The sequence below is a fragment of the Lysobacter sp. Root983 genome, assembly GCF_001429345.1.
GTDB lineage: Bacteria > Pseudomonadota > Gammaproteobacteria > Xanthomonadales > Xanthomonadaceae > Lysobacter.
Map to the genome: position 1 here is coordinate 514,845 of NZ_LMJO01000016.1, position 23,662 is coordinate 538,506.

The window sequence follows — 23,662 nt, forward strand, 5'->3', positions numbered from 1 at the left end:
TTCGCGGAGGGGGGGAAATACTTCGAGTGATTGGAGGGGAACCTCCAACTACCCACCTCAAGCCTTAGGCTTCTTCACCGGTCGCTGCCAACCGTCGATCGTGACCTGGCGCGCGCGCGCGACGGTGAGCTTGCCTTCCGGCGCGTTCTTGCCGATCACCGAGCCGGCGCCGATGGTCGCGCCCGCGCCGATGGTCACCGGCGCCACCAAGGCCGAGTTGGAACCGATGAAGGCGCCATCCTCGATCACGGTGACCGATTTGTTGACGCCGTCGTAGTTGCAGGTGATGGTGCCCGCGCCGACGTTCACGCCGCTGCCGATGGTCGCGTCGCCGAGGTAAGCCAGATGATTGGCTTTGCTGCTCACGCCCAGGCGCGCGTTCTTGGTTTCCACGAAGTTGCCGACGTGCACGCCGTCGGCGAGCACGGTGCCCGGACGCAGGCGCGAGTACGGGCCGATCTGGGCCGCGCCCTCGACCACCACGCCGTCCAGGTCGCAATGCGCGCGCACTTCGGTGCCCGGCCCCAGCGTCACGTCCTTGAGCCGGCAGAACGGGCCGATGCGCACGCCGTCGGCGAGCTCCACGCGGCCCTCCAGGATCACGTCGACATCGATCTCGACGTCGCGGCCGACGCTGACTACGCCGCGCTGATCGAAACGGGTCGGATCGGCCAGGCGCGCGCCCTGCTCGCACAGCGCGCGCGCGGCGCGGCGCTGGAACGCGCGCTCCATCTGCGCCAGCTGCCAGGGGTCGTTGACGCCCTCGACCTCCAGCGGATCGCTCACGTGCACCATCTCGGCGGCGCTGAATTCGGCGGCGGCGGCGGCGAACACGTCGGTGAGGTAGTACTCGCCCTGGACATTGTCGTTGCCCAGGCTCTGCAGCCAGCGCCGCAAGGGCTCGCCGTCGCAGACCAGGATGCCAGTGTTGACGGTGCAGATCTCGCGTTGCGCCTCGTCGGCGTCCTTGTGCTCGACGATCTGGCCGACCCGGCCTTCGGCGTCGCGCACGATGCGGCCATAGCCGGTGGGATCGATCAGGTCGGCGACCAGCACCGCCAGCCGGCCCGGCGCGTCCAGCAGGCGCTGCAAGGTCGCGGGCGTGGTCAGCGGCACGTCGCCGTACAGCACCAGCACGCGCGCATCCTGTGGCACGCCTGGCATCGCCTGCTGCACCGCGTGGCCGGTGCCCAGGCGCTGCGCCTGTTCGGCCCAGTGCAGGTCCGGCTGATCGGCGAAGGCCGCGCGCACCTGCTCGCCGCCATGCCCGTAGACCACGTGGATGCCGGCCGAATCCAGGGCGCGCGCGGTCGCGATCACGTGCGCGAGCATCGGCCGTCCGCCGATTTTCTGCAGCACTTTGGCGGTGTCGGACTTCATGCGCTTGCCCTCGCCGGCGGCGAGAATGACGACATGCAGGGGTGCGGCCATGCGGACTCCGGGAGGCGATTACGCGATCAGTGAACAGTGATTCTAGCCGCGCCGGCCCTGCTAGGATGCGGCGGTGCCGAATCCGACCCCGCGCCATTCACGCCACCGCCCATCGGCGCGCCGCCGTCCGCGGAGCCGCGCCGGATGAGCCTGGGTCGTCAGGGCCGCCACTACCTCATCATCGGCCTGATCCAATGGCTGCTGGATTGGGGGGTGATGGTCGCGCTCAGCCACGCCGGCATGGCGGTGGAACCGGCCAACATCGCCGGCCGCGTCAGCGGCGCCCTGCTCGGCTTCTGGCTCAACGGCCGCATCACCTTCGCCGGCGACGACACCCGCGTCGGCCGCCGTCAGTTCGGCCGCTTCCTGGGCATGTGGATCGCGACCACCCTGGTCAGCACCTGGGCCATGGGCGCGATCGACGATGCGGTCGGCCTGACCTGGACCTGGCTGGCCAAGCCCGCGGTGGAACTGGTGCTGGGCGCGATCGGCTTCCTGCTGTCGCGGTACTGGATCTATCGCCGCTGACCGGGCTTTGGGGCAGCAGCGGCATCCCACAGGGATTTCCTTCGGTCATAAGCCGCGACCCTGCCTCGCATTCGCGGGCTCTTCGGCGACCGAGGTTTCGTGGTCGCGGCTCACGCCGCTCATCCCCCAGGACTGCCCAAAACAAAAACGCCGGCGCGAGGCCGGCGTTTCGTTCGCGACGCGGTGGCGCGCGATCAGTGCTTCATGTTCTTGCGCAGACGCTCCAGAGCGCTCAGCTGGGCAACGCTCATCGCCAGCTGCGCCTGAGCCTCTTCCGCGCTCATCTTCGGATCCTTCTTCGACAGGATGCGCTCGGCTTCTTCCTTGGCGGCGCGCACGGCGGCCTCGTCGATGTCCTGAGCGCGGATCGCGGTGTCGGCCAGCACGGTCACGACCTGCGGCTGTACTTCCAGGATGCCGCCGGACACGGCGAAGTCCAGGTGCTCGCCGTTGGGCAGGGTCACCACGACCTTGCCGGGCTTGAGACGCGTGATCAGCGGCGCGTGGCGCGGCGCGATGCCGAGCTCGCCGATTTCGCCGGTGGCGACCAGCAGCGTCGCTTCGCCGTGGAAGATTTCTTCCTCGGCGCTGACGATGTCGCAACGGAACGTAGTGGCCATGTTTCTCTCGCTTTGCTCGCTCGACGGGAATCGGGAATGGGGAATGAGGATTCGTCTAAAGCCGCGAGGGCTGACGTTCCGCTCTTACGATTCCCGATTCTCGACCCCCAGTTTCCGAGACGCCGTCAGGCGTCTCAGCCCACGCCCATCTTCTTGGCCTTCTCGACCGCTTCCTCGATCGCGCCGACCATGTAGAACGCCTGCTCCGGCAGGTGGTCGTACTCGCCGTCGACGATGCCCTTGAAGCCGCGGATCGTGTCCTTCAGCGACACGTACTTGCCCGGCGCGCCGGTGAAGACTTCGGCCACGTGGAACGGCTGCGAGAAGAAACGCTCGATCTTGCGCGCGCGCGACACGGCCTGCTTGTCTTCTTCCGACAGCTCGTCCATGCCCAGGATCGCGATGATGTCCTTCAGTTCCTTGTACTTCTGCAGGGTCGACTGCACGCGACGCGCGGTGTCGTAGTGCTCGGCACCGATCACGTTCGGGTCGAGCTGACGCGAGGTCGAGTCCAGCGGATCCACGGCCGGATAGATGCCCAGCGACGCGATGTTACGGCTCAACACGACGGTGGCGTCGAGGTGGGCGAAGGTGGTCGCCGGCGACGGGTCGGTCAGGTCGTCCGCGGGCACGTACACGGCCTGGATCGAGGTGATCGAACCGGTCTTGGTCGAGGTGATGCGCTCCTGCAGGACGCCCATTTCCTCGGCCAGGGTCGGCTGGTAACCCACGGCCGACGGCATACGGCCCAGCAGCGCCGACACTTCGGTACCGGCCAGGGTGTAGCGGTAGATGTTGTCGACGAACAGCAGCACGTCCTTACCCTTGCCGGACGCGTCCTTCTCGTCGCGGAAGTACTCGGCCATGGTCAGGCCGGTCAGGGCCACGCGCAGACGGTTGCCCGGCGGCTCGTTCATCTGGCCGTACACCATCGCCACCTTGTCGAGGACGTTGGAGTCCTTCATCTCGTGGTAGAAGTCGTTGCCCTCGCGGGTACGCTCGCCCACGCCGGCGAACACGGACAGACCGCTGTGCGCCTTGGCGATGTTGTTGATGAGTTCCATCATGTTGACGGTCTTGCCCACGCCGGCGCCGCCGAACAGGCCGACCTTGCCGCCCTTCGCGAACGGGCACATCAGGTCGATGACCTTGATGCCGGTCTCGAGCAGGTCGTTGGCCGAGGACTGGTCCTCGTAGGACGGAGCCGAACGGTGGATTTCCCAATGATCGGTCGCCTGCACCGGGCCGGCTTCGTCGATCGGGTTGCCCAGCACGTCCATGATGCGGCCCAGGGTGCCCGCGCCCACCGGCACCGAGATCGCGTGACCGGTGTTGGTCGCGATCAGGTTGCGCTTGAGGCCGTCGGTCGAACCCAGCGCGATGGTACGCACGATGCCGTCGCCGAGCTGCTGCTGCACTTCCAGCGTGATTTCGGTGTTGGCGACCTTCAACGCGTCGTACACCTTCGGCACTTCCGCGCGCGCGAACTCGACGTCGACGACCGCACCGATGATCTGAACGATCTTGCCCTGGCTCATGGTTCTTTCCTCAGTAACTTAATGCTGCATGGCGGCCGCGACAGGCGTCCGCGTGTATGGTTTAGACCGCCGCGGCGCCGCCGACGATTTCGGAGATTTCCTGCGTGATCGCAGCCTGGCGCGCCTTGTTGTAGACCAGCTTCAGGGTGTCGATCAGCTTGCCGGCGTTATCGCTGGCCGCCTTCATCGCCACCATGCGGGCGGCGTGCTCGGACGCGACGTTCTCCAGCACCGCCTGGTACACCAGCGACTCGATGTAGCGCGTCAACACGTGCTCCAGCACGGTCTTCGCATCGGGCTCGTAGATGTAGTCCCAGTCGTGGTGGGCGACCTGCGTTTCCGGCTCCGGCAGCGGCAGCAGCTGATCGAACGCCGCGCGCTGCGTCATGGTGTTGACGAAGTCGTTGTAGGACAGGAACACACGGTCGATGCTGCCGGCGCTGTACGCGTCCAGCATGACCTTGATCACGCCGACCAGCTGCTCCAGATGCGGCTTGTCGCCCAGGTGAGTCACCGAGGCCAGCATGTTGACCTTGATCCGGCGGAAGAACACCGAGGCCTTCTGGCCGATGGTGACCACGTCGACCTCGACGCCCTGCTCCTGCCACTTGCGCATTTCGCCCAGCAGCTTGCGGAACAGGTTGTTGTTGAGGCCGCCGGCCAGGCCGCGGTCGGAGGAGACGATGATGTAACCGACGCGCTTGGTTTCCTTACGCTCGATCATGTACGGATGCTGGTAATCGGAATTGGCCTGGGCCAGGTGACCGATCACCTGCTTCATCACCCGCGCGTACGGACGCGAGGTCTTCATGCGCTCCTGCGCCTTGCGGATCTTGGAGGCCGAGACCATCTCGAGCGCGCGCGTCACCTTGCGGGTGTTCTGCACGCTCTTGATCTTCGTCTTGATTTCGCGTCCGCCTGCCATTAACTCGCTCCGCTCGTGGGATTAGGGATTAGGGATTGGGGATTCGTACCAGCGGGTCGGGTTCGGCCTCGCCGAATCCCGAATCCCGTATCTCGAATCCCGGCCTTACTCACCAGGTCCCGGTCTGCTTGAACTCTTCGATGCCCTTCTTGAAGGCGCCTTCGATCTCGTCGTCCCACGCGCCGGTGGCGTTGATCTTGTTGATCAGTTCGCCGGCGGTGTTGGTGAAGTGGGCGTGCAGGGCTTCCTCGAACGCGCCGATCTTGGCGACCGGCACTTCGTCCATGTAACCCTTGTCCACCGCGTAGATCGACAGCGACTGCAGCGCGATCGACATCGGCGCGTACTGCTTCTGCTTCATCAGCTCGGTGACGCGCTGGCCGCGCTCGAGCTGCTTGCGGGTGGCTTCGTCCAGGTCCGAGGCGAACTGCGCGAACGCAGCCAGCTCGCGGTACTGGGCCAGGGCGATACGGATGCCGCCCGACAGCTTCTTCACGATCTTGGTCTGGGCGGCGCCGCCGACGCGGGACACCGAGATACCGGCGTTCACGGCCGGACGGATACCGGCGTTGAACAGGTCGGTTTCCAGGAAGATCTGGCCGTCGGTGATCGAGATCACGTTGGTCGGCACGAACGCCGAGACGTCGCCGGCTTGGGTTTCGATGATCGGCAGCGCGGTCAGCGAACCGGTCTTGCCCTTCACCGCACCGTTGGTGAACTTCTCGACGTACTCCTCGGACACGCGCGCGGCGCGCTCGAGCAGACGGGAGTGCAGGTAGAACACGTCGCCCGGGTAGGCTTCGCGGCCCGGCGGACGCTTCAGCAGCAGCGAGATCTGGCGGTAGGCCACGGCCTGCTTGGACAGATCGTCGTACACGATCAGGGCGTCTTCGCCGCGGTCGAGGAAGTACTCGCCCATGGTGCAGCCGGAGTAGGGGCTGATGTACTGCATCGCGGCCGACTCGGACGCGGTGGCGGCGACCACGATGGTGTGGGCGAGCGCGCCATTCTCTTCCAGCTTGCGCACGACGTTGGCGACCGAGCTGGCCTTCTGGCCGATCGCGACGTACACGCACTTAATGCCGGTGCCCTTCTGGTTGATGATCGCGTCGATCGCCATCGCGGTCTTGCCGGTCTGGCGGTCGCCGATGATCAGCTCGCGCTGGCCGCGGCCGATCGGGATCATCGCGTCGACGGTCTTGTAGCCGGTCTGCACCGGCTGGTCGACCGACTTACGCCAGATCACGCCCGGCGCGACGCGCTCCACCGGCGCGGTCAGCTTGGCGTCGATCGGACCCTTGCCGTCGATCGGCTCGCCCAGGGCGTTGACCACGCGGCCGAGCAGCTCGTTGCCGACCGGCACTTCGAGGATGCGCGCGGTGGTCTTGGCCACGTCGCCTTCGCGCAGGTGCTCGTAGTCGCCCAGGACCACGGCGCCGACCGAGTCGCGCTCCAGGTTCAGGGCGAGCGCGAAGGTGTTGTTCGGCAGCTCGATCATTTCGCCCTGCATCACGTCGGCCAGGCCGTGGATGCGCACGATGCCGTCGGACACGGAGGTGACCGTGCCTTCGTTGCGCGCCTCGGCGGCCAGCTTGACCTTCTCGATGCGGGTCTTGATCAGTTCGCTGATTTCGGACGGGTTGAGCTGCGTGCTTGCCATGGGTGGTTCCCTTGTGCCCGGCGATACCGCCGGATTTGCAATTAAGTTCGTTCTGGTCGCCGGTCAGCCCGCGAGAGCGGTCTGCAGGCGCGCGAGCTTGCCCTTGAGCGAGCCATCGATGACCACATCGCCCGCGTCGATCACCGCGCCGCCGATCAGCGACGCGTCGACCGCGGTCTCGATCTCGACTTCGCGGCCGAAGCGCTTGGTCAGCGCGGCCTTGATCGACTCGAGCTCGGCGGCCGGCAGTTCGCTGGCGGCGGTGACGCGCGCCTTGACGATGCGTTCGGCTTCCGCGCGCAGTTCCTCGAACATGCCCGCGATCTCCGGCAGCAAGCTAAGCCGGCGGTTGTCCGCGAGCAGGCCGAGGAAGCGCAGGTAGGCTTCGTCGGCGCCATCGATCGCGATCAGGCCGACGGCGTCGGCCGACGACAGGCGCGGGTGCGCGAGCAGTTCGTGCACCTGCGGGTCGGCGGCGATGCGCGCGGCCAGGGCGAGGCCCTGCGACCAGGCGGCGGAGCGACCACCGTCGCGCGACAACGCGAACGCGGCGCGGGCGTACGGGCGGGCGAGTGTGAGGTTCTGGCTCATCAGCTTTGGGCTATCCGATCAGTGCGTTCGCGTCGCGCGCCGTTCAGAGCTGCGCGGCCAGATCGTCGAGCAGCGCCTTGTGGGCGTTGGCGTCGATCTCGCGCTTGAGCAGCTTCTCGGCACCGCTGACGGCCAGCGTCGACACCTGCTTGCGCAGGTCCTCGCGGGCACGCGTGGCGGCGGCGACGATTTCGGCATCGGCCAACGCCTTCTGGCGCGTGGCTTCGACGACGGCATCGGTCTTGGCCTGGTCGATGATCTGATTGGCGCGCTGATGCGCCTGATCGATGATCTCGTTGGCCTTGGTGCGAGCCTCGCGAAGTTCCGCATCCGCGCGCTCTTGCGCCTGGATGAGATCCTTCTGGCTACGCTCCGCCGCGGCCAGGCCTTCGGCGATCTTCTTTTGGCGTTCTTCGATGGCCGCGTTCAGCGGCGGCCAAATGAACTTCATCGTGAACCAGACGAGGATCGCGAAGGAGAGCATCTGGCCGAAGAAAGTCATGTTGGGATTCATGACGGGTCCTCGACGTAGTCGTACTGGAGCCGGCCGAGTGGCCGGCCCGTGTGCCCGATTCGCGCGTTGCCGCGCGAACCGGCCCGGATCAGGCCTGGAGGACGCTGATCAGCGGGTTGGCGAACGCGAAGAACAGCGCCACGGCGAGACCGATGATGAACGCGGCGTCGATCAGACCGGCGAGCAGGAACATACGGCCCTGCAGCATCGGGACCAGCTCCGGCTGGCGAGCGGCGGATTCGAGGAACTTCGAACCCATGATCGCGATGCCGAGGCAAGCGCCCAGAGCGCCGAGACCGATGATGATGCCGATCGCGATCGCGGTCAGACCCTGAACGTTGGCGATGAACTCCATGGTGCTTCTCCTGGTAGAGGTAGTGCTAAACGGTGAAGGGAAAACGAATTGGGGGTGCAGCTGGGTGACGCGGCTTGAATCAATGGCTTTCGCGGGCGCCTGCGATGTAGACGACCGTGAGGATCATGAAAATGAAGGCCTGCAGCAGGATGATCAGGATGTGGAAGATCGCCCAGGCCGCGTTGGCGATGATGCCGGGGACGATGGTGTAGATGCTTCCCATCAGGCCGGCGATCAGCATGAACACCAACTCGCCGCCGTACATGTTGCCGAACAGTCGCATCGCCAACGAAACCGGCTTGACCAGCCACTCGATGACGTTCATCACCAGGTTGACCGGGACCAGCACGATCTTCATGAAGCCGTGGGCGTGGAACGGCGCGGTCAGCAGCTCCTTGCCGAAGCCCAGCGCGCCCTTGGCCGAGACCGCGTGGCCGATCAAGATGAAGAACACCGAGGCCGACAGCGCGAACGTGGTGTTGAGGTCGGCGGTGGGAACGGCGCGGAAATAAGTGTGGTGCGCGGCTTCGGCGCCGGCGGTGGTGTGGACCAGCCAGCCGAACAGATCCAGCGGCAGCAGGTCCATCGTGTTCATGAACACGACCCACATGAAGATGGTCAGCGCCAGCGGCGTGACCGAACGGCGGTCGCCGTGGAAGGTGTCCTTCACCTGGCCGTCGATGAACTCGACGATCATCTCGACGAAGGCCTGGCCCTTGCTGGGAACGCCGGCGGTGGCCTTGCGAGCCGCCAGACCGAACCACAGCACGAACACCAAGCCCAGCACCAGAGCGACGATCCACGAGTCGAAATGGAACTGCCCCCCGAACACCTCCGTGGTGTTGTGGGTCAGGTGGTGCTTGATGTATTCGTTCAGGCCGCCCGAACCGGTCTGTTCACTCACGAAAAGACACCTATCGTTTCAAAAGATTGGCCAGTACGAAGGCCAGCGTCGCCGCGAGCACCCCGACCAGCATTGGCAGCGGCGGCAACCGAAGCACGGCCAGACCCAGCCCGAGCATCAAGAACACCACCACCCACTTCAGCATGACTCCAGCCAGCAAGCGGCCTATGGCCGCGCCGGCCGGCTGCACGCCGCCCCCTAGCGCCATCCAGGCCGCCACCACCGCACCCGCGAAGACCGCGCCTCCGCCGACCGCGCCCGCTAGCGCATGTCGCGCACCGAGGGGGAGGAAGGCCAGCGCGGTCAGCGCCGTCGCGCCGGCTTGCCAGGCAATCGCGCGCGACGCCAGCCGGCGGCCCGTGGACAATGGATCGTGCACGCGGGTCTCGTCGGTCTGGGGTAGGCGCAAAGCGCCCGGTAGAGCCGCAAAAGTATAGAACGCGTAAGCGTTTCGGGCAACCGCCGGGCGTCACGGCCGCGTGCGGCGCAGTGCCCGGGGTGAGGACGGCTTCGATGCGTCTTCGGTCCATGCGCAACACTGTGCGCGCGCCGCGTAGGTCATTGAATTACCTGGGAGGTCAAGTCCGCGGCGCGGATCCGCGGGGGCGAAAACGCGATAGCCGATGACTATCGAAGCGAGCGTGTCTATCGATTTGACTTCGCGACTCGCGCGTGCACAATTGAGAATAATTCTCATTTAGTGGCCGCCATCATGGGCAAGACCGTAAGCTTCGCCTGCGTGCATTTCACCGTCGCCTTCCTGGTCGGCTATCTGATGACCGGCAGCGTTTGGGTCGGCGGCGCCCTGGCCCTGGTCGAACCGGCCTGCAATACCGTGGCTTTCCACCTGCACGAGAAGGTCTGGAAGCGGATCGAGCGCCGCCGGGCCGAGGCCGAGGCCGCCGCGCTGGCGACCTGAAAAGTCGCGGAACCTTTCCGCCCGACCCCGGTCAGTCTTATAGAACGCCCCCCGCCACTCTCTCCTCGTCAATGGCAAAAGCAGCGGTGGGCTCCCCGAAGCCCCGGCCCCGGCCGGGGCTTCGCCTTTTGTGACGCCTATCGCGTTTCCGGCCTTCGCTACTTTGAATCGCGCGATTCAAACGCGCGCTTTCACGGTCGTTGCACCCGCCGTTCGGCATTGATGTGGCTGCCGTGCACTTTTGTTGTGCCGCACGGCCCATCCCCCGATCCGGAGTGCGACTAGTGAATCCCAAGACCCTGCCCCTGACGCTCGCGCTGGCCGCGACCGGCGTCGTATTCGCGCTGCCAGCGCATGCCATCGAAGACGACCGTTTCACCCTGCGCCTGGGCGCGATGCAAGTGGACGCGCAAAGCGAACTGCGCGGCAGCACCGTGTTCGCCGGCCAGCCATTCGAGTTCAGCGAGGACTTCGATTTCGGCGGCGACGAAGTGGTGCCGCGTCTGGAAGGCCAGTTCCGCTTCAGCGAGCGCAATCGTCTGCTGTTCAACTATTTCGGCTACGACAAGGACCGCCGCGCGACGCTGGGCCAGGACCTGTCGTTCGACAACGTGACCATCCCCGCCGGCAGCTTCGCCAAGGCCAAGGCCAAGTTCGAACTGGCCAGCGTGGTCTACGACTACGCGGTGGTCGAAACCGACACCGTCAGCCTCGGCCTGCAGCTGGGCGTCGAGTACGCCAAGCTCGAAGGCAAGCTGTACGCCGAGTCCGGCGTCAACACCTACGAATCGCGCTCCAGCGACGACGGCTACGCGCCGGTGGTCGGCGCGCGCCTGACCGTGGCACCGAACGAGCACTGGCGCTTCGTCGCCCAGGGCCAGTACCTGGACGCGAGCTGGGGCAACTTCGACGACTACGAAGGCGACCTCAGCCGCGCCAACGCTCTGGTCGAATACCGCTTCACGCCCAACGTGGGCGTATTCGTCGGCTACGACTGGTTCAAGCTGGACGTGGACCAGCGCGGCAGCGACGGCGTGCTAGGCCTGGACCAGCGCTTCAAAGGCCCGATGGCGGGCGTGACGTTCGCGTTCTGATCGGCGAATCGGCCTAACGGCTGCGGCTGCGGCTGCGGCTGCGGCTGCGGCTGCGGCTGCGGTTGCGGTTGCGGTTGCGGTTGCGGTTGCGGTTGCGGTTGCGGTTGCGGTTGCGGTTGCGGTTGCCGTTGCCGTTGCCGTTGCCGCGGCATTGAAGCCCAAAAGCCCCGCACTCACCCGACCAACCGTAGACCCGAAGGGCGGCGCGCAGGACGCGCGCCGTTTTTCGAATGGACAGGGACGTCCATTCGAAAAATCCCGGCGCCAGCTCGCGCTCGCAGGGGAGGTTTGGTCCCGCTAGCCCTTCTCTTTGGTTACTTTCTCTTGGGCTAGCAAGAGAAAGTGACCCGCATGCGCAGCAGGCGGAAGCCTTTGACCTTCGTGAAGAGCACACGCAAAGCAAAGCCAAAGCAAATCCTCCCCAACCCTCCTTTGATAAAGGAGGGAGCTAAAGAGCTAGGAACTAGGAGCTAAGAGCTAAGAGCTTAGGAGCAAGTGGTCGGCGTTCGGTCGTGTACGACCCTGCGGTTCGCAAGCCGCACGGCTTTACCCTTTGATAAAGGAGGGAATCAAAGGCGAAGGCGGACTCGCGTGCGAGTGCACGCTAAAGACACTGGATATTCGGCTCCGTCGAAGTAACGCGGAACCCGCTTTAACGGGATGACGAGCCAGAGCAAGGCTCCACACAGCTAAGCACTTGCGGTAGAACGCAAAGGCACAGCCGCCAACCTTCGCGGCACGACGAACGACGCGAAAAGCGAGAGCCGTTGCGCCTGCGGTGCCGCCGCCCTCACCCTAGCCCTCTCCCGCAAGCGGAAGAGGGAACGGATGGGCGCGATTACGCCTTCTTCTTCGGAATGTAGAGATCCGTGATCGTGCCCTCGTACACCTCCGCCGCCATCGCCACCGACTCGCTCAAGGTGGGATGCGGGTGGATGGTGTGGCCGATGTCGGACGCCTCGCAGCCCATCTCGATGGCCAAGGCCAGCTCCGAGATCAGATCGCCCGCGTGCACGCCGACGATGCCGGCGCCGATCACCCGGTGGGTGGCCTCGTCGAAGATCAGCTTGGTGAAACCCTCGCTGCGGCCCAGGCCCAGCGCGCGCGCGCTCGCGGCCCAGGGGAACTTGCCGACGCCGACCTTCAGACCCTTGGCCTTCGCTTCGGTTTCGGTAACGCCGACCCAGGCGATTTCCGGATCGGTGTAGGCCACCGACGGAATCACCCGCGCCACCCATTCCTTCTTCTCGCCGGCGGCGACTTCGGCCGCGAGCTTGCCCTCGTGGGTGGCCTTGTGCGCGAGCATCGGATTACCGACCAGGTCGCCGATCGCGAAGATGTGCGGCACGTTGGTGCGCATCTGCCGATCGACCGGAATGAAGCCGCGCTCGGTGACCTGCACGCCGGCCTTGTCGGCGTCGAGCTTGCCGCCGTTGGGTGCGCGGCCCACCGCGACCAGCACGCGATCGAACAGCTGCGCCTCGGGCGCGCTACCGCCCGCGACCGCGGGTTCGAACGACACCTTGAGGCCCTGCTTGCTCGCCTCGGTGCCGGCGGCCTTGACCTTGAGATGCACGGCCACGCCCTGCTTCTTGATGCGATCGGCCAGCGGCTTGACCAGGTCCGGATCCGCGCCCGGCATCAGCTGGTCCATGAACTCGACCACGGTGACTTCGCTGCCCAGGGCGCGATAGACCGTGGCCATTTCCAGGCCGATGATGCCGCCGCCGACGACCAGCAGCTTCTTCGGCACCTCCGCCAGTTCCAGCGCGTCGGTGGAATCCATCACGCGCGGGTCGTCCCAGGGGAAGCCCGGCAGCTTCACCGCCTGCGAACCGGCGGCGATGATGCATTGCTCGAAACGGATCAGCTGAGTGCCGCTCTCGCCCTGCACTTCCAATTCGTTGGGCGAGACGAAACGGCCGGTGCCGGTGACCACGCGCACCTTGCGCTGCTTGGCCATGCCGGCCAGGCCCTTGGTGAACTGGCCGACCACCTTGTTCTGTTTGAAATCGCGCAGCTTGCCCAGGTCGATCTTGGGCGTGCCGAAATCCAGGCCGATGTCGGCCGAATGCGAGGTCTCGTCGATCAGCGCGGCCGCGTGCAGCAGGGCCTTGGACGGAATGCAGCCGACGTTGAGGCAGACGCCGCCGAGGGTGGCGTAGCGCTCGACCAGCACCGTATCCAGGCCCAGGTCGGCGGCGCGGAAGGCGGCGGTGTAGCCGCCGGGGCCGGAACCGAGCACCAGCATGCGGCATTCGACGTCGGCCTTGCGGCCGCTGGACGCGGCGGCGCTAGGCGCTGGCGTCGCGGGCGCGGCAGCCACAGCCGGCGCGGGCGCGGCTTCGGCGGCCTTCGCCGGTGCAGGCGCGGCCGCGGCGGGCGCAGCCTTGGCCTCACTCTCGCCAGCGGCTTCCAGAACCGCGATCACCGTGCCCTCGGCGACCTTGTCGCCGAGCTTGACGCTGATCGACTTGACCACGCCGTCGGCCGACGAGGGCACTTCCATCGTCGCCTTGTCCGACTCCAGCGTGACCAGCCCCTGGTCCTTCTTGACCGTGTCGCCGACGGCGACCAGCAACTCGATGACCGGTACGTCGTCGTAACCGCCGATGTCCGGGACTTTGACTTCAATCGTTGCCATTCGCTACTCCCGCGCCGGCGGCGGCATTGCCGGCCAGCCATTGGTCCAATTCGTCCAGTTGCACCGACAGTTCGGTCCAGCGGCGCGCGCGCCGCTCGTTGCCGTCGTCGGTCGCCTTGATCAACAGTTCGCTTTGCCGCATCAGCAGTTCGCCGGCGCCGCACTCGGGCAGCAGGCCGCTCACGCGCATGCCGTCGACCATGAACAGCAGGGTGTCCTCGTCGTGGAAGCCCGCGGCGCGGTCCTCAGGCACGGTCGCGCTCAGCGCGCGCCGCCAGTCGGCGACCATGCGCTTGGCCAGCGCGGCCGGCATCGGCACTTCGGCGACTTCCGGCTCCTGGTCCACGCGCATGCGCAGGGTGCCGCCGCTCCAGGAGGCGACGCGGTCGTCGGCTTCGGCGTAGCGCAGGCGCCAATCGGCGTCGCCCTCGCCCGGGATCAGCAGCAGACCGCTCTCGGTGCTGTAGCGCGGCAGGGTGGTCAGGCTGAGCGTGGGCGTGGCGCCGGCCGCGAACAGGCGTTCGACCGCGCTGCCGTGGTTCTCGGTCGCCGGCGGCCAGCCTCGGCCGAGCTCGGGTTTGCACTCGTCGGCGGCGCGCGCCAGCGGCGCGGCCAGCAACAGCGCGGTGATCGCTAACGCGAAAGCGGAAACACAGAAGGCGCGGGAGTCGCTCATGAGGCCTGTCGGGATCCTGGGTTCAGGGCGTGGTCGGGGGAATCACGGTGTTCTGGTCGTACACCAGGCGCCAGCCATCGGACTCTTTCGCGAATACCAGGCTGAGCCAGGCCTCGCGTCGGGTCAGGTAGGCGCCGTCGGGCTGCCGGGTCTGCGATTCGTACTTCACCAACGCGACCCCGACATCGCCGAGTTCGCGCACCGAATAGGTCTGGAAACGCATGCGCCAGTCCTGTTCGGCGAACCAGTCGACGTGCAGCTGGCGGAACTGCTCGCGGGTCTCGAGCACCTGACCGTTGGGCAGGATCAGGGTGAGCTTGTCGCCGCGGGTGACCGTCGCCAGCAAGCCGTCGAGGTCGCGCGCGTTGATCGCGGTCAGGTGCGCGTCCAGCGTCGCCGACAGCGACTTGGGCGCTGCCGGCTCGGCGGCGGCGACCGCCGTCGACCACAGGCCGACGGCGAGCAGCAGCCCGATCGCGCTGTGACGAAGTCGGATCGGCATGATCGCGCCCGGCGCCGCGCGGCCGCTTACAGCAGCACGCGCCGCATATCGCCCAGCAGCTGGCCGAGGTATGCGGTGAAGCGCGCGGCGGCGGCGCCGTCGATGACGCGGTGGTCGTAGGACAGCGACAGCGGCAGGATCAAGCGCGGCGCGAACTGCTTACCGTCCCAGACCGGCTTGGTCGCCGACTTCGACACGCCCAGGATCGCGACTTCCGGCGCGTTGACGATCGGGGTGAACGCGGTGCCGCCGATGCCGCCCAGCGAGCTGATCGAGAAGCAGCCGCCGCTCATGTCGGCCGGGCCGAGCTTGCCGTCGCGCGCCTTGGCCGCGAGTTCGCCGGTTTCCTTGGCGATCTGCAGCACGCCCTTCTTATCGCAGTCGCGCACCACCGGCACGACCAGGCCGTTCGGGGTGTCCGCGGCGAAGCCGATATGGAAGTACTTCTTCAGGGTCAGGTTTTCGCCCGAGGCGTCGAGCGAGGCGTTGAAGGTCGGGTACTTCTGCAGCGCAGCCACGCTGGCCTTCATCAGGAACGCGAGCATGGTCAGCTTGAGGCCGGCCTTCTCGTTCTCCTTGTTCAGCGCCACCCGCAGCGCTTCCAGATCGGTGATGTCGGCATCGTCGTGCTGGGTGACGTGCGGGATCATCGCCCAGTTGCGCGCCAGGTTGGCGCCGGACAGCTTCTGGATGCGCGACAGCGGCTTGGTTTCGGTCTCGCCGAACTTGCTGAAGTCGACCTTGGGCCAGGGCAGCAGGTTGAGGCCGCCGCCGAGCGCGGGCGCGGCGCCCGCGCTGGCCGGCGCGCCACCGCCGCCCTGCATCACGCCCTTGACGAAGGACTGCACGTCCTCCTTGGAAATACGGCCGCCGCGCGCGCTGCCGGCGACGCGCGCCAGATCGACGCCGAGCTCGCGCGCGAACAGGCGCACCGCCGGGCTGGCGTAGGGCACCTTGTCCGGCAGCAGTTCGTCGGCGGTGAAGGCCACCGGCGGAGTACGCGGCGGCATGGCTTCGGGATCGGTGCCGGCACCGGCACCGGCCAGGGCGACCGGCGCGGCGGGCGCAGCAGCGGCAGGTGCCGGAGCGGGCGCGGCAGCCGGCGCGGGAGCGGCTGGAGTCGGAGCGGCGGGCGCCTCGGCCTTCGGCGCTTCGGCGGCGGCCGGAGCCGCGGCGGCGGCGCCCTCGCTGGGCTCGATCAGGGCGACCACGCTGCCTTCGGCCAGGTTGTCGCCGATCTTGACCTTGAGCTCGCGCACGATGCCGGCGAACGGCGCCGGGACTTCCATGGTGGCCTTGTCGGATTCCAGGGTGACCAGCCCCTGGTCCTGCTGGACCGTGTCGCCGACCGCGACCAGCAATTCGATGACGGGGACGCCGTCGTAGTCGCCGATGTCGGGGACGCGTGCTTCCTTCAGCTCAGCCATGATCGTGGGGCTCCGCAAATGCGCGAAAACCCTATTGTGGCTGCTGGAGCCAGCCACGCCAACCGCGGCCTTTGGCGGCTTGCGCGTACGGGCGGGTACTGGGGCCGCGCGGGCACGCGGCCCGGTCGGGACCGGGCGGGCGCGACCGCGGCATTCGTGCCGAAAGACAGCGCCGCAGGCGCGTCGAGGCCCGCCGCGCTTACTTCCTGGTCGTGACCTTGCTCCGCTCGGCCTTCGCGGTCATCAGGTTCAAGGGCTTGCCGTCGAGGCGGACTTCCAGCGAATCGTCGATCCGGTCCAGCTCGACCATGCGCCGGCACAGGCCCTCGGCGCGCACTTCCAGCGCATCGGCGCGCGGTTTGACCTTGGCCTCGACCTGGGCGTCCAGGTTCTCCAGGCGCTTGAGCCGGGTCTCGTCGCCGCTGAAGGCCGCGCCGATCGCGCCGCCGACGATGTCGCCGATCAGGCTGGGGATCACCTCGGCCACGGCGTCGCCGATGCCCTCGCCCAAGTCCTTGCCGTTGAAGTGGGTCGGCGTGACCGAGCGCGCCAGGCGCGCGTCGATCTGGGCGCGCGCCTTGTCCATCTTGGCGCGCGCGGCCTTGGGATCGCTGCTGAAGCTGGCCGCGACCTCGCCCAGGGCGGTGAAGGCGATCTCGGCGGCCTCGCGCCCGATCTGCTGGGCCTCGGGCATGGCGGCGCGGGTCTGCTGCTCGAAATCGGCGATGCGGCGGCTGTCGGCCGCGCTCAGGCTCAGCCACTTGTCGTCCACGAACAGCCGGCCCTGGCGCATCACGATCGCCTTGGGGGCGCCGGTGTCGCGGGTGAAGATCACGCTGCGCTCGTTGAGGGTCAGCTCGTAATCGCTCTCGACGTTGCACTCGATCTCCGCGGCCCAGGCGCCGCCGCAGGACAAGGCCAGCAGGGTCAGCGCCAGCAGACGCGGCGCGAGGGAACGGGCGGGACGGATCTGGGCAGGGCGGCGCATCGTCGAACTCCATGTCGGGATGCGGCCATCATGCCGTGCGCGCGGCGGCGCGTCCCCTGCCGGTGGGGAGCGTGACCTTCGTCATGGCGCGGCGGAACGGCGCCCCGACATACGGCAGCGTTCATGGTCGGTTGCAAAGAGCCGCGCGCCGCGATTTCAAGACGATCATCGGTATGCGCGTGAGCGACGGCCTCCATACGGTTCGCGCTTCGGCCGATATTCAGCATCGTCGCGCGTCGCGACTCCTTTCCATACGCAGCCCGCTGCGGTGCGCTTTGCGCACAACCGCGCCATGACCAGCACAGCGTTCGCGGCGTGCTCGTTCAGCCAGGAAGCGCCGCGCTCGGAGGCCCTTTCAAGTTCGGTTCATCACTGCGTGCACCGCCGCGCGACGGCGATCGCGACGCAGCACGCGCAAAAGTTCCGAGCCGCGCGATCGCGAAACAAGCACGGTTCATGCGCGAAGTCCTAGCCTGCGCACGCCTCCCCCAAGGCTCACAAAAGAAACTTCAGGAGTCCACGCCATGATGCGTTTTCGTCATTTGACCCTAGCCCTGCTGGGCACTCTGGCCGTTGCCCCGGCCGCCTTCGCTCAGGACGCCGATACCGGCACCGCGGCCGGCAAGCGTTTCGCCGTCGTCGGCGGCTATGCCCTGTCCGAACCGACCAAGAACCCGTCGATCGCCGGCGCACGCGCCCAGGCCGACGGCGATGGCGCCGCCACCCTCAGCGCCAGCTACTACATCACCGACAACATCGCGGTCGAAGCCTGGGGCGCAGCCGACAAGTTCGGTCACCGCGTCAACCTCAACGGCGCCAAGGCCGGTAGCGTCGAGGCGCAGCCCTATGCCGTGAGCGGCCAGTACCACTTCGGCGCGCCGGACAAGGTCGTGCGTCCGTTCGTGGGCCTGGGCTACTACGAGTCCAACTACAGCGGCGAAAAGGCCGAGCCGACCGGCGCACTGGCCGGCCAGCGCATCGGCGTGGAAACCGCCAAGGGCGCGATGGCCACCGCCGGCGTCGACCTCAACATCAACCCGACCTGGTTCGCGCGCGCCGATGTGCGCTACCTGCAGGGCAAGTCCGACGCGCGCGTCAACGGCGTCAAGGTCGGCGAGGCCGAGTTGAACCCGGTGATCCTGGGCGTCGGCCTGGGTGCGCGCTTCTAAGGCCCGCACCGCCGCAAACAGCAACGCAGGCGGGCCCCGGCGACGGGGCCCGCCTTTTTCGTGGGCCGCCGTTGCTCCCCATCCACATCGGCCGCACATCCGCGTCGAAACCGGTCTTGGCGCACTGCTGCGCCCGCGCGGGCGTGGCTACACTCGCAGCTTCCCTCCCAGCCGAGTGCCGCCATGCGTCTACCCGCCCTGCTTGCCCTACTGCTGCTCGCGCTGCCCGGCGCCGATGCGTACGCGAACGACGCATCCGCCGCACCCAAGCGCATCGCGCTGCGCGCCGCGCGCCTGATCGACACCGCCCACCAGCGCGTGATCGAGCGGCCGCTGGTGCTGATCGAGGGCGAAAAGATCGTCGGCGTGTCCGGCGGCGGCGAGGCCCCAGCGGGGATGGAGCTGATCGACCTGGGCTCGGCCACCCTGTTGCCGGGCTTCATCGACCTGCACGTGCACATCACCGGCGACTCCACCAGCGGCACCGGCAACTATTTCGAGGACATCCTCAAGCGCAGCCCGATCGACGATGCGGTGACCGCGCATCTCTACGCCGAACGCACCCTGCATGCGGGCTTCACCACCGTGCGCAACGTCGGCTCGGGCGAGTACATCGACGTCGCCCTGGCGCGCGCGATCGAGCACGGCAAGCTGCAGGGCCCGCGCATCCTGCCCTCGGGCCTGGCGATCGGCGCCACCGGCGGCCACATCGACGGCAACACCGGCTTCTCGCCGTATCTGGAATTCCACAACGCCACCGGCGTCGCCGACGGCGTCGAGGCGGTGCGCGCCAAGGTCCGCGACAACATCAAGCACGGCGCCGAGGTGATCAAGTTCATGGCCGGCGCCGGCGTGCTCAGCGCGGAGGCGTCGGTGGGCGCGCCGCAGTACACCCAGGAAGAGATGAACGCAATCGTCGACGAGTCGCATCGCTGGGGCAAGCGCGTGGCCGCGCACGCCCACGGCGCCGAGGCGATCCGCATGGCGATCCTGGCCGGCGTCGACTCGGTCGAGCACGCCAGTTTCATCGACGACGAGGGCCTGCGCCTGGCCAAGCAGAAAGGCACCTGGCTGGTCATGGACGTCTACAACGACGACTACATCCTCGCCGAGTACGGGCGCCTGGGCTTTCCGCAGCAGATGATCGACAAGGAAAAGCTGGTCGGCCGCACCCAGCGCGAGAACTTCCGCAAAGCCGTGCGCGCGGGCGCGCGCATGGGCTTCGGCACCGATGCCGGCGTCTATCCGCACGGCGACAACCGCAAACAGTTTCCCAAGATGGTCGAATGGGGCATGACGCCGATGCAGGCGCTGCGCGCGGCGACCTCGGATGCCGCCGAACTGCTGGGCTGGTCGGACAAGGTCGGCGCGGTCGAAGCCGGCCGCTACGCCGACCTGGTCGCGGTGAGCGGCGATCCGCTCGCCGACATCCACGCCCTGGACGCGCAGCCCGTGTTCGTGATGAAGGGCGGCGAGGTGGTGGTGCGGGATGCGAAGGTGGCGGCGCCGTAAGACGGCGCCTTCGCGACCGCCGGCGCATTTCGGGAAGGCGGTGCGCTGAACCGCCCTGGGAGTCCGCTCAGCGACTGCAGCGGACGGAGGGCAGAACTCGCCGGGTGGCCTGAATCGCCAATTCGACGGGCGCCACAAAGATGTTGGCTTGCCCGTTCAAGAACGGGGAGGCGTCGTCCGCCTGTGCCGACTTGCGCATGCTCGCGAAGCGCAGCTCCCTGCCATCGGCAGACAACGACGGAGTGAAGTCCATGCCGGGCGCATTGATCGGTGGAGGCAGACGCACCGCTGCCGACCAGCCATCGCGGGTACGACATGCGGCGAATAGGTCGGCATCCGCGGAATCGCCGCGCTGGCTCCAGAACAGGGCCAAGGCGCCATCCGACGAGAGTGTGAAGTCGCCTTGGATCGTACCGTTGTTGAACGGCGCGCCCAGCGCCTGCGGCGCAGCGAAGCCGTCACCGTCCATGCGCGCCCGATAGATCGCCAACTTCGCCGGCCCACCCTTGCGCGAGCTATTGAAGTAGAGCCAGCCATCGTGCAGCTCGGGGCCTAGCTCCTCGCCCTCGCTGGCCAACGCAGCCAGATGCTCCGGCTCGCCGAAACGCCCATCCTCCCGCACGACGCGCCAGATATCCAAGCTGGTATTAGGTGCCTCACCGCTGACAGGGCGGTTGGAGACGAAATAGAGCATCCTGCCATCGGGCGTCAGCCAGGGGTCGGAATCGCGGTAACGCGGATCGGAAAACGACGCTACCGCCGCATCGCCCCAACCGCTGCCCTCCCGCGCCGCGAACCACACTCGGCTCTCCTTGAAGTTCGCCTCCGAGCGCGCGAACACCATCAGCGTCTGCGCGGCATCGGTGCTGAGGTTGTAGTCGTTGCGCGTACTCGACAGCCACCCTGCGCCCGCCAGGCGGGCGACATCGGCCTGCGGCGATGGCAAGACCCGCTCCGCGACAGGGGCCCCCTGCCCCTGTGTAGGCGCAGCCGGCTCGCTCGCAGCCATCGAAGGCGGTGCGCGATCCATCGGCGCACAGGCAGACGCCAACAGGCAAACCATCATCAGACCGCTAATTCTCACTGCACACTCCGCATGGGTAGGGCAACCGGAAACGCCACGAACGACGCCGGGATCACTTGGGCTTGGGGTACCAAAGCGCATTCACGATGATCCAGCGCTCCTCGAACTTTCCCATATGGAAGTAGTCGACGAACCATGGCGTCTCCAGCCTCACCGACGCTGCGTTGCCGGTTACATCGAGCACGCGGCAACTGCGATCCCAACGTTCCTTCGGCGTCTTCAGGGCGCCGTTTCGGGTCAGCCCCACCAGCTCTTCCTTCGACATGCGCCGCAGGCCTAGCCGTTCGTACGGGGTATCGCCTATGACCGCGCGCTTGGCGAGGTCCGGATGCAAAGCGCGGGCGACCCGATCCGGATCGCCCGCGAGCTGACCGTCCGCATAATCGAAGCAAGTCGCCTCGATCGCGGCGCGAGTCGCCGGATCGATGTTCGTCGGGCCGGGAACCACCGCGGCAGCGGCCGCAATAACCAAGGAAAATGCCGACATAGAATCTCTTTCGCCCAGGGATACCGATCCACCGATTAGGCAGGTACGACGAGAGAAAGTCTCCAGCCGACGCGACGAAGCGTTGCGAAGGCACGCCGAAACGTTTGAACGCCCGACGCGGCCCCTGGCGCCTTCAAACTGCGCAGGGACTAGTTCATAGTGAGCGCCGCTCATGAAGAACGCCCCGATGAGTTCCATCGTCTTGCCCGATTCGACCGCGGCGACCTCGAAGCGCCTGTTCTGGCCCTTGCAGGTCCTGGGATGGATGGGTTACTTCGTCCTCCATTTCACCGCTGCGATGGGCGACGGCAAGCCGTTGCACTATGTGTACGCCTCGCTATCCGTGACCGCCTGCGGCTTCGCGATCACCAGCCTGCTGCGCCTGAGTTATCGACGATTGTGGGGGCTGCCCGTGGCGAAGATGGCGGCAGCGGCGATCGGCTTGCTCGTGCTGGCCACACTCGTGCAGATGAAGCTCTACGTCGCGATCGCTTTCAGCTACTGCGACGACTGTCAGCTGCGCAGTGTGTTCGGCTACCTGTGGTACTTCGCCTCAACGCTCTACCTCCTGTTGTCGTGGAGCGCGCTGTATTTCGGAATCAAGTTCGCGCTGCAGCTGCAACAGCAGAAGGAAGCCGCGTTGCGCGCGCGTAACGCCGCGCACGCGGCGCAGATCAAGATGCTCCGTTACCAGCTCAACCCGCACTTTCTGTTCAATACCCTCAACGCGATCTCCACCCTCGTGCTGGACGACCAGCGGGATACCGCCTACCGCATGGTCGCGAGCCTGTCGTCGTTCCTGCGCCATTCCCTCGACTCCGATCCCGAGCAGCAGGTGACGCTCACGCAGGAGATTGAGGCGCTAAATCTCTATCTCGGCATCGAACAGGTGCGCTTTGGCGATCGCCTGAACATGACGGTGGATATCGAGCCCGGCGTACGCGACGCGCTGGTACCGAGCCTGATCCTGCAGCCGCTGATCGAGAACGCGATCAAGCACGCGGTCACCAAACGCGAAGAGGGCGGGTGCATCGAGCTCAGTGCACGGCTCGACGGCGACATGCTCGACTTGCATCTTTGCGATAACGGCCCGGGCTTCGTCGAATCCGACTCGGCTACCAACGGCCACGCGCGCGTCGGCCTGGCCAACACGCGCGAACGGCTGCGCGTGCTGTATGGCGAGCGCCAGCATCTGAGCATTCGCAACCGCGATCCCGAGGGTGTGGACGTGCATGTGCGCCTGCCGTTCGTCATCGATCAGAGCGAGCGGCCATGAAGAGGATCCGCACGCTGATCGTCGACGACGAACCCCTGGCTCGCCGGGGATTGGAACTGCGCCTGGGCCGTCACAGCGACATCGAGATCGTCGGCGAGGCCGGCAACGGCCGCCAGGCCTTCTACGCCATCTCCAGTTTGCGCCCGCAGCTGATGTTTCTCGACGTCCAGATGCCAGGCATCGACGGCTTCGATCTGCTGCGCATGGTGCCCGCCACTCAGATTCCGTTGACGGTGTTCGTCACGGCTTACGATCACTACGCCTCTGCCGCGTTCGCCGCGAGCGCGCTGGACTACCTGCTCAAGCCGGTCGACGACGCGCGCCTGGACGAATCGGTCGAGCGGGCGCGCGAGCGCCTGGCCGCGCGCGATATCGGGGACCACTACGAACGCTTACTCAAGTTCATCGCGACCCTGCCCGGCGCGCAACGCGCGAAGATCGAGGGCTTGCTCGGGGATGAAGCCGTTCCCGCTGGCCGCACCTTGACGATCCGGGACGGCGGCCGGCTGTTGCGCATCGAACTCGACTCGATACGCTGGGTCGACGCGGCCGGCGACTACATGTGCCTGCATACGGGCGAGCAGACCCACGTACTGCGCGGCACGATGCAAGAACTCGAGCAACGCCTGGACCCGCGGAAATTCGCGCGCATCCATCGCTCCACCATCGTCAATCTGGCGAGGGTCCAAGAGATGCGCCCACACGTCAACGGCGAGTATTTTCTCAGGCTCGACTCGGGGCATGAGCTGAAGCTGTCACGCAGTTATCGAGACAAGATCAAGCTGCTCACCTGACACGCCGACCCGCTTCGAACGTCG

24 protein-coding genes are annotated in these 23,662 nt (G+C 66.8%); 7 read left to right on the forward strand and 17 right to left on the reverse strand.

Features of this window, described 5'->3' with window-relative positions:
- Positions 1–57: 57 nt before the first annotated feature.
- A complete protein-coding gene (gene glmU, locus ASE43_RS14425) occupies positions 58–1,431 on the reverse strand; it encodes a bifunctional UDP-N-acetylglucosamine diphosphorylase/glucosamine-1-phosphate N-acetyltransferase GlmU (RefSeq protein ID WP_057160947.1) in 1,374 nt (457 codons plus the stop codon).
- A gap of 144 nt (positions 1,432–1,575) precedes the next feature.
- On the opposite strand from glmU, the gene ASE43_RS14430 reads away from it, so the two are divergent.
- The gene (locus ASE43_RS14430; RefSeq protein ID WP_057160948.1) at positions 1,576–1,959 is read left to right on the forward strand and encodes a GtrA family protein; all 384 of its coding nucleotides are present in this window, start codon (positions 1,576–1,578) and stop codon (positions 1,957–1,959) included.
- Between the two features lie 194 nt (positions 1,960–2,153).
- Here ASE43_RS14430 and ASE43_RS14435 read toward each other — a convergent pair whose 3' ends face one another.
- The 9 genes from ASE43_RS14435 to ASE43_RS14475 form a co-directional block, all read right to left on the reverse strand.
- Positions 2,154–2,579, reverse strand: a complete 426-nt coding sequence (locus ASE43_RS14435; protein ID WP_056180509.1) for a F0F1 ATP synthase subunit epsilon — start codon at positions 2,577–2,579, stop codon at positions 2,154–2,156.
- 134 nt (positions 2,580–2,713) lie between these two features.
- Complete coding sequence (atpD, locus tag ASE43_RS14440; RefSeq protein WP_056180511.1) at positions 2,714–4,117, reverse strand: F0F1 ATP synthase subunit beta; 1,404 nt, start codon at positions 4,115–4,117, stop codon at positions 2,714–2,716.
- Between the two features lie 61 nt (positions 4,118–4,178).
- On the reverse strand, positions 4,179–5,042 hold the full coding sequence (atpG, locus tag ASE43_RS14445; protein WP_057160949.1) for a F0F1 ATP synthase subunit gamma: 864 nt from the start codon (positions 5,040–5,042) through the stop codon (positions 4,179–4,181).
- Between the two features lie 109 nt (positions 5,043–5,151).
- Positions 5,152–6,702, reverse strand: coding sequence for a F0F1 ATP synthase subunit alpha (gene atpA, locus ASE43_RS14450; RefSeq protein ID WP_056180519.1), 1,551 nt, complete (start codon positions 6,700–6,702; stop codon positions 5,152–5,154).
- Between the two features lie 63 nt (positions 6,703–6,765).
- Positions 6,766–7,293: a F0F1 ATP synthase subunit delta gene (locus tag ASE43_RS14455; RefSeq protein ID WP_056180522.1), complete on the reverse strand. Its 528-nt coding sequence runs from the start codon at positions 7,291–7,293 to the stop codon at positions 6,766–6,768.
- A gap of 43 nt (positions 7,294–7,336) precedes the next feature.
- Positions 7,337–7,807, reverse strand: a complete 471-nt coding sequence (locus tag ASE43_RS14460) for a F0F1 ATP synthase subunit B (RefSeq protein WP_056180526.1) — start codon at positions 7,805–7,807, stop codon at positions 7,337–7,339.
- 88 nt (positions 7,808–7,895) lie between these two features.
- The gene (gene atpE / locus ASE43_RS14465) at positions 7,896–8,162 is read right to left on the reverse strand and encodes a F0F1 ATP synthase subunit C (protein WP_056180531.1); all 267 of its coding nucleotides are present in this window, start codon (positions 8,160–8,162) and stop codon (positions 7,896–7,898) included.
- 79 nt (positions 8,163–8,241) lie between these two features.
- On the reverse strand, positions 8,242–9,066 hold the full coding sequence (gene atpB, locus ASE43_RS14470; protein WP_056180534.1) for a F0F1 ATP synthase subunit A: 825 nt from the start codon (positions 9,064–9,066) through the stop codon (positions 8,242–8,244).
- 10 nt (positions 9,067–9,076) lie between these two features.
- Positions 9,077–9,445, reverse strand: a complete 369-nt coding sequence (locus ASE43_RS14475) for a hypothetical protein (protein ID WP_082576590.1) — start codon at positions 9,443–9,445, stop codon at positions 9,077–9,079.
- Between the two features lie 333 nt (positions 9,446–9,778).
- On the opposite strand from ASE43_RS14475, the gene ASE43_RS14480 reads away from it, so the two are divergent.
- Positions 9,779–9,985: a DUF2061 domain-containing protein gene (locus tag ASE43_RS14480; protein WP_056180541.1), complete on the forward strand. Its 207-nt coding sequence runs from the start codon at positions 9,779–9,781 to the stop codon at positions 9,983–9,985.
- Positions 9,986–10,269: 284 nt separating this feature from the next.
- Positions 10,270–11,079 carry a YfaZ family protein gene (locus ASE43_RS14485; protein WP_235567247.1) on the forward strand — a complete coding sequence of 270 codons (810 nt, stop codon included), beginning with the start codon at positions 10,270–10,272 and terminating at the stop codon, positions 11,077–11,079.
- Positions 11,080–11,917: 838 nt separating this feature from the next.
- Here ASE43_RS14485 and lpdA read toward each other — a convergent pair.
- The 5 genes from lpdA to ASE43_RS14510 all read right to left on the reverse strand — a co-directional run bounded on the left by lpdA (position 11,918) and on the right by ASE43_RS14510 (position 17,316).
- Positions 11,918–13,723 (reverse strand): dihydrolipoyl dehydrogenase, encoded by a 1,806-nt coding sequence (lpdA, locus tag ASE43_RS14490; protein ID WP_057160951.1) that lies wholly within the window; start codon positions 13,721–13,723, stop codon positions 11,918–11,920.
- Positions 13,710–14,399 carry a hypothetical protein gene (locus ASE43_RS14495; protein ID WP_057160952.1) on the reverse strand — a complete coding sequence of 230 codons (690 nt, stop codon included), beginning with the start codon at positions 14,397–14,399 and terminating at the stop codon, positions 13,710–13,712. The genes lpdA and ASE43_RS14495 overlap by 14 nt, the downstream gene beginning before the upstream one ends.
- A 22-nt stretch (positions 14,400–14,421) precedes the next feature.
- Entirely contained in the window at positions 14,422–14,901 is a 480-nt protein-coding gene (locus tag ASE43_RS14500; RefSeq protein ID WP_057160953.1) for an SgcJ/EcaC family oxidoreductase, read from the reverse strand.
- 26 nt (positions 14,902–14,927) lie between these two features.
- Positions 14,928–16,328, reverse strand: a complete 1,401-nt coding sequence (aceF, locus tag ASE43_RS14505; protein ID WP_082576559.1) for a dihydrolipoyllysine-residue acetyltransferase — start codon at positions 16,326–16,328, stop codon at positions 14,928–14,930.
- Between the two features lie 199 nt (positions 16,329–16,527).
- Positions 16,528–17,316, reverse strand: coding sequence for a DUF2884 family protein (locus tag ASE43_RS14510; protein ID WP_056180552.1), 789 nt, complete (start codon positions 17,314–17,316; stop codon positions 16,528–16,530).
- 524 nt (positions 17,317–17,840) lie between these two features.
- On the opposite strand from ASE43_RS14510, the gene ASE43_RS14515 reads away from it, so the two are divergent.
- Positions 17,841–18,485 carry an OmpW family outer membrane protein gene (locus ASE43_RS14515; protein WP_057160954.1) on the forward strand — a complete coding sequence of 215 codons (645 nt, stop codon included), beginning with the start codon at positions 17,841–17,843 and terminating at the stop codon, positions 18,483–18,485.
- Positions 18,486–18,668: 183 nt separating this feature from the next.
- Positions 18,669–19,997, forward strand: a complete 1,329-nt coding sequence (locus ASE43_RS14520) for an amidohydrolase family protein (RefSeq protein WP_057160955.1) — start codon at positions 18,669–18,671, stop codon at positions 19,995–19,997.
- A 67-nt stretch (positions 19,998–20,064) separates the two neighbouring features.
- On the opposite strand, the gene ASE43_RS14525 is transcribed toward ASE43_RS14520, so the two are convergent.
- Entirely contained in the window at positions 20,065–20,943 is an 879-nt protein-coding gene (locus ASE43_RS14525) for a PD40 domain-containing protein (protein WP_162258797.1), read from the reverse strand.
- Between the two features lie 190 nt (positions 20,944–21,133).
- Positions 21,134–21,568 carry a nuclear transport factor 2 family protein gene (locus tag ASE43_RS14530; protein ID WP_057160957.1) on the reverse strand — a complete coding sequence of 145 codons (435 nt, stop codon included), beginning with the start codon at positions 21,566–21,568 and terminating at the stop codon, positions 21,134–21,136.
- Positions 21,569–21,755: 187 nt separating this feature from the next.
- Here ASE43_RS14530 and ASE43_RS14535 point away from each other — a divergent pair, with 187 nt between their 5' ends.
- Positions 21,756–22,844, forward strand: a complete 1,089-nt coding sequence (locus ASE43_RS14535) for a histidine kinase (protein WP_162258798.1) — start codon at positions 21,756–21,758, stop codon at positions 22,842–22,844.
- Entirely contained in the window at positions 22,841–23,638 is a 798-nt protein-coding gene (locus ASE43_RS14540; protein WP_057160959.1) for a LytTR family DNA-binding domain-containing protein, read from the forward strand. The genes ASE43_RS14535 and ASE43_RS14540 overlap by 4 nt, the downstream gene beginning before the upstream one ends.
- Positions 23,639–23,662 lie beyond the last annotated feature (24 nt).

Coding starts and splice junctions, on each gene's coding strand:
- glmU (WP_057160947.1), bottom strand. CDS start 1,431: ATGGCCGCACCCCTGCATGTCGTCATTCTCGCCGCCGGCGAGGGCAAG.
- ASE43_RS14430 (WP_057160948.1), top strand. CDS start 1,576: ATGAGCCTGGGTCGTCAGGGCCGCCACTACCTCATCATCGGCCTGATC.
- ASE43_RS14435 (WP_056180509.1), bottom strand. CDS start 2,579: ATGGCCACTACGTTCCGTTGCGACATCGTCAGCGCCGAGGAAGAAATC.
- atpD (WP_056180511.1), bottom strand. CDS start 4,117: ATGAGCCAGGGCAAGATCGTTCAGATCATCGGTGCGGTCGTCGACGTC.
- atpG (WP_057160949.1), bottom strand. CDS start 5,042: ATGGCAGGCGGACGCGAAATCAAGACGAAGATCAAGAGCGTGCAGAAC.
- atpA (WP_056180519.1), bottom strand. CDS start 6,702: ATGGCAAGCACGCAGCTCAACCCGTCCGAAATCAGCGAACTGATCAAG.
- ASE43_RS14455 (WP_056180522.1), bottom strand. CDS start 7,293: ATGAGCCAGAACCTCACACTCGCCCGCCCGTACGCCCGCGCCGCGTTC.
- ASE43_RS14460 (WP_056180526.1), bottom strand. CDS start 7,807: ATGAATCCCAACATGACTTTCTTCGGCCAGATGCTCTCCTTCGCGATC.
- atpE (WP_056180531.1), bottom strand. CDS start 8,162: ATGGAGTTCATCGCCAACGTTCAGGGTCTGACCGCGATCGCGATCGGC.
- ASE43_RS14480 (WP_056180541.1), top strand. CDS start 9,779: ATGGGCAAGACCGTAAGCTTCGCCTGCGTGCATTTCACCGTCGCCTTC.
- lpdA (WP_057160951.1), bottom strand. CDS start 13,723: ATGGCAACGATTGAAGTCAAAGTCCCGGACATCGGCGGTTACGACGAC.
- ASE43_RS14495 (WP_057160952.1), bottom strand. CDS start 14,399: ATGAGCGACTCCCGCGCCTTCTGTGTTTCCGCTTTCGCGTTAGCGATC.
- ASE43_RS14500 (WP_057160953.1), bottom strand. CDS start 14,901: ATGCCGATCCGACTTCGTCACAGCGCGATCGGGCTGCTGCTCGCCGTC.
- aceF (WP_082576559.1), bottom strand. CDS start 16,328: ATGGCTGAGCTGAAGGAAGCACGCGTCCCCGACATCGGCGACTACGAC.
- ASE43_RS14510 (WP_056180552.1), bottom strand. CDS start 17,316: ATGCGCCGCCCTGCCCAGATCCGTCCCGCCCGTTCCCTCGCGCCGCGT.
- ASE43_RS14515 (WP_057160954.1), top strand. CDS start 17,841: ATGATGCGTTTTCGTCATTTGACCCTAGCCCTGCTGGGCACTCTGGCC.
- ASE43_RS14520 (WP_057160955.1), top strand. CDS start 18,669: ATGCGTCTACCCGCCCTGCTTGCCCTACTGCTGCTCGCGCTGCCCGGC.
- ASE43_RS14530 (WP_057160957.1), bottom strand. CDS start 21,568: ATGTCGGCATTTTCCTTGGTTATTGCGGCCGCTGCCGCGGTGGTTCCC.
- ASE43_RS14535 (WP_162258798.1), top strand. CDS start 21,756: ATGAGTTCCATCGTCTTGCCCGATTCGACCGCGGCGACCTCGAAGCGC.
- ASE43_RS14540 (WP_057160959.1), top strand. CDS start 22,841: ATGAAGAGGATCCGCACGCTGATCGTCGACGACGAACCCCTGGCTCGC.